Source organism: Ruminococcus sp. XPD3002 (genome assembly GCA_900119535.1).
GTDB lineage: Bacteria > Bacillota > Clostridia > Oscillospirales > Ruminococcaceae > Ruminococcus > Ruminococcus flavefaciens_H.
Genome location: FPJT01000019.1, coordinates 1 through 13,619, shown reverse-complemented (window position 1 = coordinate 13,619; position 13,619 = coordinate 1). Strand labels below are relative to the sequence as shown.

General features: G+C 45.8%; 10 protein-coding genes. 5 read left to right on the top strand and 5 right to left on the bottom strand.

Annotated features, from left to right (window positions below):
- Positions 1-436: 436 nt before the first annotated feature.
- Positions 437-1,174, top strand: a complete 738-nt coding sequence (locus BT127_RS13960) for a hypothetical protein (protein WP_075425588.1) — start codon at positions 437-439, stop codon at positions 1,172-1,174.
- A 19-nt stretch (positions 1,175-1,193) separates the two neighbouring features.
- A complete protein-coding gene (locus tag BT127_RS13955; protein ID WP_075425587.1) occupies positions 1,194-2,027 on the top strand; it encodes a hypothetical protein in 834 nt (277 codons plus the stop codon).
- A gap of 388 nt (positions 2,028-2,415) precedes the next feature.
- Here BT127_RS13955 and BT127_RS13950 read toward each other — a convergent pair whose 3' ends face one another.
- The 4 genes from BT127_RS13950 to BT127_RS13940 all read right to left on the bottom strand — a co-directional run bounded on the left by BT127_RS13950 (position 2,416) and on the right by BT127_RS13940 (position 5,599).
- Positions 2,416-2,817: a VOC family protein gene (locus BT127_RS13950; protein ID WP_075425586.1), complete on the bottom strand. Its 402-nt coding sequence runs from the start codon at positions 2,815-2,817 to the stop codon at positions 2,416-2,418.
- A gap of 276 nt (positions 2,818-3,093) precedes the next feature.
- A complete protein-coding gene (locus tag BT127_RS13945; protein ID WP_075425585.1) occupies positions 3,094-4,500 on the bottom strand; it encodes a glycine--tRNA ligase in 1,407 nt (468 codons plus the stop codon).
- A gap of 95 nt (positions 4,501-4,595) precedes the next feature.
- Positions 4,596-4,739: a WxxxWxxW domain-containing protein gene (locus BT127_RS16945; protein ID WP_173542216.1), complete on the bottom strand. Its 144-nt coding sequence runs from the start codon at positions 4,737-4,739 to the stop codon at positions 4,596-4,598.
- A gap of 509 nt (positions 4,740-5,248) precedes the next feature.
- On the bottom strand, positions 5,249-5,599 hold the full coding sequence (locus BT127_RS13940; protein WP_075425584.1) for a type II toxin-antitoxin system PemK/MazF family toxin: 351 nt from the start codon (positions 5,597-5,599) through the stop codon (positions 5,249-5,251).
- A gap of 333 nt (positions 5,600-5,932) precedes the next feature.
- Between BT127_RS13940 and BT127_RS13935 the strand changes: the two genes are divergently transcribed.
- On the top strand, positions 5,933-7,414 hold the full coding sequence (locus BT127_RS13935) for a DUF1846 domain-containing protein (protein ID WP_075425583.1): 1,482 nt from the start codon (positions 5,933-5,935) through the stop codon (positions 7,412-7,414).
- Between the two features lie 50 nt (positions 7,415-7,464).
- Here BT127_RS13935 and BT127_RS13930 read toward each other — a convergent pair whose 3' ends face one another.
- Positions 7,465-8,910: a GDSL-type esterase/lipase family protein gene (locus tag BT127_RS13930; protein WP_075425582.1), complete on the bottom strand. Its 1,446-nt coding sequence runs from the start codon at positions 8,908-8,910 to the stop codon at positions 7,465-7,467.
- A 669-nt stretch (positions 8,911-9,579) separates the two neighbouring features.
- Here BT127_RS13930 and nifJ point away from each other — a divergent pair.
- Together nifJ and BT127_RS13920 are read left to right on the top strand one after the other, a co-directional pair.
- Positions 9,580-13,107, top strand: coding sequence for a pyruvate:ferredoxin (flavodoxin) oxidoreductase (gene nifJ, locus BT127_RS13925; protein ID WP_075425633.1), 3,528 nt, complete (start codon positions 9,580-9,582; stop codon positions 13,105-13,107).
- 224 nt (positions 13,108-13,331) lie between these two features.
- A partial coding sequence (locus BT127_RS13920) for a hypothetical protein (protein WP_075425581.1) occupies positions 13,332-13,619 on the top strand: 288 nt, incomplete at its 3' end.

Below are 13,619 nucleotides of genomic sequence, written 5' to 3'. Positions count from 1 at the left end.
GATCTGCTACCTGTCAGAGAGTATAAGCCTTCGGTATGAATAGGCGCTTACCGCAGGTTCGGGTGTCCTCCCCTCTTAAAGCCCGTACTTTCTGCAACAGGGATGCATTTTTCATTTGGTCATCATGAATACAGAATGACCGCCGTTTTCACAGGAAACGTATGGAACTATACAGCCGTCCAGAACGGCAAAGATAATTAAAGCTATCTTCATCCCTAACAATACAATGTTTCTCCAGAAAGCTCTTCCGTCCGCGGAGGAGCCTTTTGGATTTTATGGGGTATTTTTACCGCCGAAACGGTTTCGGAGATTTAACGCAAAGCGCTATTGAAATCGCAGAAAAAATATGCTATAATACCATTGTGTCGCTCCGATACTGCTTAACATCAACTTTTTTCGGAGCATTATTACTTGTTTTGTTACGGAGGATCTATCAATGAATAAGATATGCGGAATAGCCGCTGCTTTTGTATTAGCTGTCACATGCTGCGTTTCATGCAGCAACGCCGCTCCTTCCGAGGAGAGCTCTTCACGTATGAGCCGCATAAGCTCTGCACCTATCGATACCGCTATATTGGGTACATGGTCAGGAGATGTAACAGGATACCGTTTTCAGGAGGACAGAAAAGTTTCACTTATTATGGACTTCTCCGATTCCGTACACTTCGATAAGGACGGCAACCCCGTTTCGGAAGGTATAGAATACGCGGACGGCGACCTTTCATTTGACGGAAAAACTATCAAGCTAACACACAAATATGAAGAATTCGACGAGGTACTCGATATAATGACTCTCGAAAGAACAGGCGCTGAGGATAAGTCCACTATGGACGGCGAGTATAACTTCGTAAGCGGCGCTTATCTGAAATACATCGCCGAGGGACTCGGTACAGAACCTGAAAAAATCAGCGTTACAGCAGATGTCGAAGGTGAAAAACTCAGCATAACCGTTGTCGACTATTGTAACTTCGAGACCAGAAACAATGATACCCTTGAAATGTTCAGCGAGAATATGAACTATGTGGACGAGACTGCAACCTCCGTAAAGTACAGCTACAAGATAGACGGCGATACCCTCACACTCACATACATCGATGACACCACCGATACATCAGCTTCTTCGGAAGCTTCTCAGGAACCGCTTCAGGAAGTTCTTACCCGAGTTAAAGACTGACACATAAAGGAGATATCCCATGAAAAAAGCACTTACGATACTTGCGGCTGTTATTACCGCAGCCTCTATGCTTACAGCCTGCGGAAAAGCCGATACAGATGAAAAGTCCTCTGTTGAAGAAAGCAAAACAGCATCTTCAGAAACAACTGAGGAAGACGAGGAGTATTCTCCCCTCGGAACAGAGATAGCTGCTATAGAGGAAGAAACTACAGAACCTGAGACTGAACCGCCGACCGAAGAAGAAACAGAAGCTGCGGAAGAAGAAAAGGAAGAAAAAGTCTCAAAGGACAAGAAAGCCGATCCTGCACTCGTAGGAGTATGGGAGAGTCCCGATTCAGAGAACCGCTTCGTTTTCGGTGAAAAGCGTAAATTCGGACTTGAATTTGAAAGCACTTCACAGCTATGGTTCGATCAGAACGGCGTTGTTCATACCAACGATCCGAATGTTGACTATTCAAAATATACCACATACGACGGCGAAACTATAACTATCGAGCTTGAAGGTCAGGTAATGCTGAAACTGAAAAGAACAGGCGCACCGAATCCCGATTCCGCTTACGGCGAATACAAGTGCGAGGAAGGCATACTGCTCGATCCTCTTGCAAAGGTCCTCGGTGTAGCCGTAAACAAATGCAGTGTCTACATCGAAGAAAACAGAACGTTCATAGGCGCTATGCTCAGCAAGTATTCGGTTGTGGACGGCAAGCTCTATATCCTCAGCAACGGACTTCAGGCTCTCGGACTGCCGCCTAATTCCGCACTGGAGAGCGACTACACCGTCAACGATACTACCCTTTCGCTGTATATAGAAGGACACACCATGACATTCACCAAAATACGTGATATAGTATGATAAAACATGCCCCGAAGCTTAAGGACGGTACTCTTATAGTAGTTTTTACACGGGATATTGAGGGAAACCCTTTTGAAAAAGGGTTCCTCTGACGGAGGCGGTCCCCTCTGTCACTGCGTGACATCTCCCCGCACTGCGGGGAGTCACCCTCAAACTCCCTTCCTAAAACTTTCGCCTTAAATTTTCAGCCTGATATATCCCTTTGCTGATATATAAAATAAACAGCAAATATTTTTGTAAGGGATATATCAGGCTGAAAATTTGGAGCAAAAAGTCTTTGGAAAGGGGGTACGGGGGAAGAACCTTTCCTCAGAAAGGTTTGCCCCCGATAATTACATATAAAGCTGCTATATGAGTACACACCTTATACTTCGGGGCATTATAATACTCAGCGCTCAAAAGGTCTGTTGAAGGAGCCTATCTCTATCAGGTTGCCCTCGGGATCGGCAATATAACAGGTACGCTGTCCCCACGGTTCGGTAGTTGGCTCCAGTATCGGTACAGCACCCTTTTCAACAGCTTTTTTATATTCGGCATCAACTTCTTCAAATGTATCAACATACAGTGCTATCTCGGAATGACCATTTATTCCTTTGATATACTCGTACTTTCTGCTCGTCATTTTTTCAAAATCACTTCGTCCGTAAAGCAGGAACAAAGTTCCGTCCTTGATAAGATAAACGTTTGAAGTATCCTCATCCTCTCTTATTTCAAAGCCGAGAACGTCCCTGTAAAAACGTATCATTTTACCCATATCACTGACAAAAAGTCCGAATCCGTCTAATCTCATAAGCCGCCTCCAGTAAATAAGTTAATAACTCAGTATTGCTCCACCAATTAACTCTTGAAGAAATATTGCGACGGACTGGCAGAGAAAGGCAAGGAAGAAAGCCGCAGGAATGCTGTCGCATTTCAAGACTTTCTGACGCAGTATTTCGCTGTCAGGACAAGCAAGAAAATTCAGGAGTTAGTTGGGAGAGCAATATAACACAGGACTGCTACAAAGTCAACAAAAAAGCCATGGTATCATGCAATACTATGGCTTTATATTTTCGGTTATTTACAATCAGAACTCCATTTTTCCTTCAAGGAATGAAACAAGATCGTCTATAGCGACTCTCTCCTGCTGCATTGTGTCACGGTCACGGACTGTAACGCAGTTGTCCTTCTCGATAGTATCAAAGTCAACTGTGATGCAGAATGGAGTACCTATCTCGTCCTGGCGACGGTATCTCTTACCGATAGTACCTGCCTCGTCAAAGTCGATCATGAACTTCTTTGAAAGCATATCGTATATTTCCTCTGCCTTAGGAGTGAGCTTCTTTACGAGAGGCAGTACAGCAGCCTTGAAAGGAGCAAGTGCAGGGTGAAAATGCATAACGGTACGAACGTCCTTCTTCTCGTTGCCGTTCTTGTCGGTAGTTGTAAGCTCCTCTTCATCATAAGCCTCGGTTACGACAGAAAGGAACAGACGCTCTACGCCGAGTGAAGGCTCGATAACGTAAGGGATGTACTTCTCGTTTGTCTCGGGATCGAAGTATTCAAGAGACTTGCCGCTTGTATTAATATGCTGAGTAAGGTCGTAGTCTGTTCTGTCAGCAACGCCCCAGAGCTCGCCCCATCCGAATGGGAAGAGGTACTCGAAGTCTGTAGTAGCCTTTGAGTAGAAGCAAAGCTCCTCAGCCGAGTGGTCACGAAGGCGGATATTCTCTTCCTTAAGGCCGAGGCTCAGGAGGAAGTTCTTGCAGTATTCTCTCCAGTAGCTGAACCACTCAAGGTCTGTACCGGGCTTGCAGAAGAACTCAAGCTCCATCTGCTCGAACTCTCTTACACGGAAGATGAAGTTACCTGGAGTTATCTCATTACGGAAAGACTTACCTACCTGTGCAACACCGAAAGGTACCTTTTTACGTGTAGTTCTCTGTATATTAGCGAAGTTTACGAAAATACCCTGTGCAGTCTCGGGACGGAGATAGAGTTCGCTCTTGCTGTCCTCTGTAACGCCCTGGAATGTCTTGAACATCAGGTTGAACTGACGGATGTCTGTGAAGTTGTGCTTGCCGCAGTTAGGGCAAACGATGCCTTTTTCATTTATGTAGTCCATCATCTGCTCGTTGGACCAGCCAGCAACGTTAGTGCCGTCGAAGTCCTCGATGAGGTTGTCCGCACGGTGACGAGTCTTACACTCCTTACAGTCCATGAGAGGATCGGAGAAGCCGCCGATATGTCCTGAAGCTACCCAGGTCTGTGGGTTCATAAGGATAGCGGAATCAAGACCTACGTTATACTTGTTCTCCTGAACGAATTTCTTCATCCATGCGTTCTTGATGTTCTTCTTGAGTTCAACGCCAAGAGGACCGTAATCCCATGTATTAGCAAGACCGCCGTATATTTCAGAACCCGGATAAACAAATCCCTTGGATTTACAAAGGTCAACGATCCTGTCCATAACTTTTTCATTGTTCTTAAGCATAAATCATACCTCTTTCAGATCAAATTGATTCTTTTATATTGTAACGCATTAGCGGCAAAATGTCAATACTTTACTTCACTAATGACAGTATGCGGTCACTGGTTAGCCTTATAGACCTCATATATCATATAGACCGCATAAAACACCCATATTATCCAGGTAAAAGCCCAGCCGCCTGTCATTACGCTTATAAACAGGTAAACAGCGACTGCTGCGACAGTAACGAACAGCTTTTTCATTGCAACGTCTCCTTTCGGTATATTGATATGCTTTATTCTATCACATTACGGGACAAAGTGTCAAGACACCGTTTAAGGCAAAGCGCTGTATGTACTCCGATGTCAGCAGCAGTCTTTTGATTTTAGTGCAATAAACTGTCAGAGTAAAGAATTCACAAGCCGTAATACGTTCTGCAATTTTTCCATTGTTGCAAACGTCCGTCGATGTTTATATCGCTTCAATTCAACACGAGATAATTGTGCAAAATGACAGAATTTATGCATTTAATATGATTTTTTTCTGATTTCGCTTGACGAAAAGTATAAAATCGGCTATAATATCATTAGTGTTAAATAATCTTTAATTATTAACACTCGTTTTGTTGTCTCCTTTCTTTTGTTCTACACATATTTATTTTTTCAATTCATTTCAAAGCCGGGTTTTTACCCGGCTTATTTCTTTTTTAGGCATCGTTAAAAACTATAAAGAAACTCAGATATGTACAGGCGGAACAGCTCCGCCTGTTTTTTCATGTTATGCCGAGTCCGAAACTTATGGAAAGCGCAGTATCGACCTTATTCATCGAACCAAGATCAAGCTCTCCCGTCTTATCCTTAAGACGTGTCTTGTCAAGTGTCCGTATCTGTTCAAGAAGCACCACGCTGTCCTTTGCAAGTCCGCATTTCTCCGCCTGTACTTCGATATGAGTCGGAAGCCGTGTCTTGTCACGCTGACTCGTTATAGCAGCGGCGATAACCGTGGGACTGTGCTTGTTCCCAACGTCATTCTGTACGATAAGTACAGGCCTTACGCCGCCTTGCTCCGAACCGACCACAGGACTCAGGTCGGCATAATAGATCTCTCCTCTTTTTACTGACATAGTAATTATCTCCAGATATGTTATACTCTGCGCTATCGCAAAAATCACATTGCACATTTTGCAGCAGAGGCAAGTATATTAAGCAGCTGCTGATAGTATTATTGTCATATTGGTCTGAAATATACAGCACTCGATGCGCTGTTCATTCCAGTACTATATTATATGTCTTCGGTTCAAAGTATGTTTGAATTCAGAGGGTTAAGAGATACTAACATATTTAACGGCTTTTGACAAATTGTTTTTATGTATGATTCTCTCTTGCAATTCCTTCAGAAATGTTATATAATATTTACTGTATTACTAAGAAGCGTATATATTATGGGAGGTATTTTTATGTGCAACAAAGGCAAGATCGGTTTCGATAACGAAAAGTATCTTAAGACACAGTCAGAGCATATCAGACAGAGAATAGCACAGTTCGGCGACAAACTTTACCTTGAATTCGGAGGAAAACTCTTTGATGATTTCCATGCTTCAAGAGTTCTGCCCGGTTTCAAGCCAGACAGTAAGCTCCAGATGCTTCTCCAGCTTAAGGACGAAGCAGAGATAGTCATAGTCATAAACTCGGCAGACATCGAGAAGAACAAGGTCCGCGGAGACCTCGGCATCACCTATGACGTTGATGTTATCCGTCTTTTCAACGTGTTCACAAAGATAGGTCTCTATGTCAGCAGCGTAGTTCTTACACGTTATGAGAACCAGCCTACCGCAGATGCTTTCCAGAGCAGACTCGAAGCGCTCGGCGTAAAGGTATACCACCACTATAATATAAAGGGTTATCCTTCAAACCTTGAATACATAATCAGCGACGAAGGCTACGGAAAGAACGATTACATCGAAACCTCAAGACGTCTTGTCGTAGTTACCGCACCCGGTCCGGGAAGCGGTAAAATGGCTACATGTCTCTCACAGCTCTACCATGAGCACAAGCGCGGACGCAACGTCGGATACGCTAAATTCGAGACCTTCCCGATATGGAACCTTCCGCTCCGTCACCCTGTAAATATCGCTTACGAGGCTGCTACCTCCGACCTTAACGATGTTAACATGATAGATCCTTTCCACCTTGAAGCTTACAATAAAACTACCGTAAACTACAACCGTGATGTAGAGATATTCCCCGTACTCAACGCTATGTTCGAGAACATCCTCGGCGAATCGCCTTACAAGTCCCCTACGGATATGGGTGTTAATATGGCAGGCAACTGCATTATCGACGACGAGGTAGTCTGCAAAGCTGCTAAGGACGAAATTATCCGCCGCTATTACGTAGGTCTCTGTGACAGACGTAAGGGACTTATTTCCGACGAAGAAGTTTACAAGCTGGAGCTGCTTCTTAAGCAGGCAGGCGTTACTCCCGACGACAGAAAGGTAGTCGCCGCCGCTCTCGAAAAGGAAGAGGCTACAGGCGCTCCCGCAGCAGCTATGGAGCTTCCTGACGGTACTATCCTCACAGGAAGAACTTCTGCACTCCTCGGTGCAGTTTCCGCACTTCTCCTCAATGCCCTCAAATATTTCGCAAAACTTGATGACAGTACACTCCTTATGTCTCCACACGTTATCGAGCCGATACAGAACCTTAAAGTTGAGCACCTCGGCAATAATAACCCTCGTCTCCACACCGACGAGACTCTCCTCGCACTTTCTATCTGTGCAAACACAGACGACAACGCAAAGAAGGCTATGGAGCAGATATCCAACCTCCGCGGATGCGAAGTTCACTCAACTGTTATCCTTTCTCCCGTTGATGAAAGGATTTTCAAGAGACTCGGTATAAACCTCACATGTGAACCTAAATACAGCAATCGTGACTGATAAAAAACAGCCATAAAGGGAACTAACAATTCCTTTATGGCTGTTTTGCTTTATTTGAGATACGATTCGGGGAGTTCAGATATCAGCTTCGCATCGTATTTCTGTATGCTCAGCGCATCCATAGCGGTAATTCCGTCACCTCTGTCATAGACATCGGCTGCATTGATCGCCTCATCGGTAAGCGGATATTTCGCTGCATTCGCTACATACTGGAGTATAGCCAGCGCATCGGCAAGTCCCACCTCGCCGTTAAGAGTAACGTCTCCGTAAACGATTCCGGGAGCCGCACTGACCGTAGTCGTCTCCGCAGGTACCGAAGTTGTCGGGACAGTTGTTGCTTCAACTGTTGTTGCAGGAGGTGCGGTAGGTTCAGGCTGAGAGGACTCCGCCTGATATACATTCCTGTACATAGTTTCCGCCCACTCTTTACGCATAGCCTCATAGCCTTCCGAGCTGGGATGAACACCGTCCTGACTCAGAAGGTCGGGGTTCTCGGTGAAGAACTTCTCGAAATCAGGTCCCTGTATCAGCTTATCGCCGTACTCCTCATAAAGCTGCTCTACCTTGGCATTGTAAAGCGGCACATTAGGCGCTACATCGCTGTTCGTGGAACCCGGTATCTTCGGAAGTACAGGTATCTTTCCCAGCGCAAGTACTGCGTCTATCATGTACTTGGTGTTGTTGTAGAACTTATCCACGTTGTTCGGGTTGCCCCATGCATCGTTGGTGCCGTATGCGATACTTACGTACCTGACGGGACTTCCCTCAAGCCAGCGGTCGATATTATCCCTTCCGTCTGTAGAGGTTATTCCGCCTATGCCGCCGTTTTCCTGTACGGGAAAATATCTGCTGTCCAGTTTATTGACATGTGTCGCGAAGCCTGTTCCGTAGCAGTTGTTCATACCGCCTGCGGTGATAGAATCTCCCAGAAACAGCCAGCTGTCGGTAACGCCCTCCGATACGTTGTGGATATCGAAATTGACGCTTGCCTGCTTACCTGCTGCGCCGTCCGCCTTGGATATGTTCATGCGTATCCAGTTATAGTCCTCCATATCAACAAGATGCTGACGAGAGCCGAGTGTATTGTCCTTCACTTCAGCAACGACCTTCCAGCCGTCCTTCGGGAAGGTTCCGCCCTCAGCAGAATTGACCTCTATGGTATAGTCCGAAGGCACCATATTGCTGTTGACGTACATACCGATACTGTCATAGGAACTGGTATTATACCACACCGCTATGACGCTTTTTTTCTGCTCCTTAGGCACTTCCGACAAATCATACGCAATATAGTCGGGAGCAGTTCCGAACCAGAACGAGAAATAGTGTTCATCGTTTGCGGCAGTTGCAGTTGCAGGATTAGCCTCGGAATAGGCAGGCACTCCCCTGCTGATAACAGGATTGGGAGTCACCTCCGCACTGACGTTCACCGCACCCGAACACGCACATATCACCAGTGCTGATGCGGCTGCTATAGTTTTTCTGAAATATCCCTTCATGTTTTCCACGCCCTTTCATGTTTTTCTGTTATGAGCTATGTCTGTTAAGTAGATAATATCAATAGTCCCCATTCCGGCGGTTATTGATGTTACTTTGATTAATGTCTGCTCAACAACTTAAAATCGGCTATATACGCTTTGTTTTAGTCGATTTTAAGTTGTCAAAATGTAAGAAAAAATATGGAAAATCTTTCTTGCATTTTGTTTTGCCCGAAAGGGCAAAATGAGCTTGACATAAAGTAATGTAACGCGCAAATTCACTATTATAAAGAATTTGCGCCCCCGAACAAGGTTCGGGGCAATAACCTCCAAAAGGCGGTTATTGATGTTACTTTAATTATAATACACTTTTCGTCCCAATTCAATGAATAAATCTCCCTAATCGGCGATATAGGCTGATTTTCGTGCCGATGAACAAATCTGACCGATGGTTTTTGTAAAAAGAAGCAAATCACGAATTAAATGTGAATTAAATAAAAAACGACGATTTTTCTTGCTCACAAAGCCGATACCCAAAAGTTTGTTAAAGCTGTATCAAAGTTTTGGAAAATCTAAAAAAGGTATTTACAAAAATGATATTCTGTGTTATAATGGTCTGTGAAGTTATATGCGTTTTACAACGCTCTATAACCCCTGAAAAAAACTAACAGGAGGTCATTTCAAATGGCAATCAAAAGAAAAATGAAAACCATGGACGGTAATAATGCCGCTGCATATGTTTCATATGCTTTCACGGAAGTTGCCGGTATTTATCCGATCACACCTTCCAGCCCGATGGCAGACTATGTAGATCAGTGGTCCGCTCAGGGTGTCAAGAACATTTTCGGCACAACCGTTAAGGTTGAAGAGATGCAGTCCGAGGCCGGTGCTGCAGGTACCGTTCACGGTTCTCTGAATGCCGGTGCTCTCACAACTACATATACTGCTTCACAGGGTCTGCTCCTCATGATCCCGAATATGTACAAGATCGCCGGTGAGCTTCTTCCCTGCGTATTCCACGTTTCCGCTCGTTGCGTAGCTTCTCACGCACTGAACATCTTCGGCGATCACTCCGACGTATATGCTTGCCGTCAGACAGGTTTTGCAATGCTCGCTGAGACAAACCCGCAGGAAGTAATGGATCTTGCTGCTGTTGCTCATCTCGCTACCATCAAGAGCCGTGTTCCTTTCATCAACTTCTTCGACGGTTTCCGTACATCTCACGAGATCCAGAAGATCGAGACATGGGATTACGAGGATCTGAAGGAAATGTGCGATATGGATGCTGTTAAGGCATTCCGTGAGCGCGCTCTTAATCCTGAAAACCCAACAATGCGCGGTTCTCACGAAAACGGAGATATCTTCTTCCAGCACCGTGAGGCTTGCAACTCCTACTACAATGCTGTTCCCGCAATCGTTGAGGAGTACATGGGCAAGGTAAATGAAAAGCTCGGTACTGATTATAAGCTCTTCAACTACTACGGTGCTCCCGATGCAGATCGCGTAATCGTTGCAATGGGCTCTATCTGTGACGTTGCTGAAGAAGTTATCGACTACCTGAACAAGAAGGGTGAGAAGGTCGGTATCGTTAAGGTTCGTCTGTTCCGTCCTTTCTCTGCTGAAAAGCTCGTTGAGGCTATTCCTGCAACTGCAAAGACAATCGCTGTTCTCGACAGAACCAAGGAGCCAGGTGCTCTCGGTGAGCCTCTCTACCTCGATGTAGTAGCTGCTCTTAATGCTACAGGCAGAAACGGTATCAAGGTTATCGGCGGACGTTACGGTCTCGGTTCCAAGGATACTCCTCCTGCATCTGTATTTGCTGTATATTCTGAGCTTGCTAAGGCTGATCCTAAGCCACAGTTCACACTCGGTATCGTTGACGATGTTACAAACCTCTCACTCGCTGAGGAAGATGCTCCAAACACAGCAGCAGAAGGCACGATCGAGTGCAAGTTCTGGGGACTCGGCGGCGACGGTACTGTTGGCGCTAACAAGGACTCTATCAAGATCATCGGTGACCACACTGACAAGTACGTTCAGGCTTACTTCCAGTATGACTCAAAGAAGACCGGCGGTATCACTATCTCACACCTCCGTTTCGGCGATAATCCGATCAAGAGCCCTTACTACATCAACAAGGCTGACTTTGTTGCCTGTCACAACCCATCATACATCCTCAAGGGATACAAGATGGTCAACGATGTTAAGCCCGGCGGTGTATTCCTCATCAACTGCCAGTGGAAGCCTGAGGAGCTCGATCAGCACCTCACAGCTGATACAAAGCAGTATATCGCAAAGAACAATATCCAGCTCTATCTGGTAAACGCTATAGATCTTGCACAGGAGATCGGTCTTGGCAAGCGTACCAACACTATTCTCCAGTCTGCATTCTTCTCACTTTCAAAGGTTCTTCCCGAGGCTGAGGCTATCGGCTACATGAAGGAGAAGGCTCAGAAGTTCATGAAGAAGGGTATCGAGATCGTTCAGATGAACGAGAAGGCTATCGACGCAGGCGCTACTGCTTACGTTAAAGTAGACGTTCCCGCTGAGTGGGCAAACGCTGTTGATAATTCCGCACCTGCTAAGCTCGAGGGCCCAGAGAAGCTCGTTAAGATGGTTGACGGCATCATGAACCCTGTTGGTAAGATGCTCGGCGATACACTTCCTGTTTCTGCATTCTCAGATCACGTTGACGGTACATTCGAGCAGGGTGCTTCCGCATACGAGAAGCGCGGCGTTGCTGTTATGGTTCCAGAGTGGAATCAGGATACTTGTGCAAAGTGTAACAAGTGTTCATTCGTATGTCCTCACGCAACAATCCGTCCTTTCGCTCTGACAGAAGCTGAAGCTGCTGCTGCTCCTGAGAACATCAAGATCGCTCCTAAGCCGATCGCAAAGACAGAATACAAGTACACACTTGCTGTTTCTGCTATGGATTGTATGGGATGCGGCGTATGTATCGGTGTATGTCCAACCAAGTCACTCAAGATGGTTCCAAGAGAGTCACAGGAGCCACAGCAGGCAGTATTCGATTACTGTGTTGCTAAGGTTACAGAGAAGACAGACGTTGCAACAGACGCTAATGTAATCTCCAGCCAGTACAAGAAGCCTCTCCTTGAATTCTCCGGTTCATGCGCAGGCTGTGCTGAGACTTCTTATGCAAGACTCATCACACAGCTCTTCGGTTCAAGAATGTATATCTCTAACGCAACAGGATGTTCTTCAATCTGGGGCGGTCCTGCTGCTACATCACCTTACACTGTTGATGCAAACGGCCACGGTCCTGCATGGGCTAACTCACTGTTCGAGGACAACGCTGAGCACGGTCTCGGTATGTATCTCGGTCAGAAGGCAATCCGTGAGAGACTCATCGAAGAAGTTAAGGAAATAGCTGCAAGCGACAAGGCATCTGCAGAAGTTAAGGCTGCTGCTGATGAGTACCTCGCAACTGTTAACGACGGCGCAAAGAATACCGCTGCAACAGCTGCACTCGTTGCTGAGCTCGAGAAGTGCGACTGCAAGTGCGATAAGAAGGCAGACATCCTTGAGAACAAGAACTACCTCTCCAAGAAGTCCGTATGGATCTTCGGCGGCGACGGCTGGGCTTATGATATCGGTTTCGGCGGTCTTGACCACGTTCTCGCAACAGGTGAAGATGTAAACATCATGGTATTCGATACCGAGGTTTACTCCAACACAGGCGGACAGGCTTCCAAGTCATCCAACATCGGTCAGGTTGCACAGTTCGCAGCAGCAGGTAAGGCAATCGCTAAGAAGCGTCTTGCTGATATCGCTATGAGCTACGGCTACATCTATGTTGCACAGATCGCTATGGGTGCTGATATGAACCAGACACTCAAGGCAATCAAGGAAGCTGAGGCTTATCCGGGACCATCACTCATCATCGGCTATGCACCTTGTGAGATGCACTCTATCAAGGGCGGTATGACTAACTGTCAGGCTGAGATGGAGAAGGCTGTTAAGTGCGGTTACTGGAACAACTTCCGTTATGATCCTCGTCTGGCTGCTGAGGGCAAGAACCCATTCCAGCTTGATTCTAAGGCTCCTACAGAGTCTTATCAGGACTTCATCATGAACGAAGCTCGTTACAGCGCACTCACACGTTCATTCCCTGATCGTGCTAAGGAGCTCTTCGCGAAGGCTGAGAAGACAGCAGCTAATCGTTACGAGTATCTCACAAAGCTCGCTGAGAAGTAAGCAGCGGCGCGGTGTCCGCGCTGCCTTGCCACGTTGACGCTCGTAAACTCGCTCACTCTATGTAAAATGGATAGTCTGCTATCGCTTACGGCAGTTTAACGTGTAATATGTACAAACGAATATAAAATTACTCCCCGATACGAACAGGTGAACCGCACCATTAAAAACGTACAATGACAAAAAGAGCCTCCTATGGTATAATAGAAACCATAGGAGGTTTTGTTATGGCAAGAAGTTACAGACATATACAGCAGTATGAGAAAGAAATAAATGAACTGAAAGAAAAAGGGTTAACGCAAAATGATATAGCTCAGCGTTTAGGCTTCACGAAAGAACAAGTGAAAGGATTTATCAAGCGGCAACATAAGAAAGAACGCAAGATAGCAGCAGGAATAGCTTTGAGGAAGAAAGGACGCCCACCTAAGGACAGCAAGTATTCCAAGACCGATAAGGTCAACGAGCTCAAATACATAATTGCTCGTAAAGACGCAAAGATCAAAGCTTTGGAAATG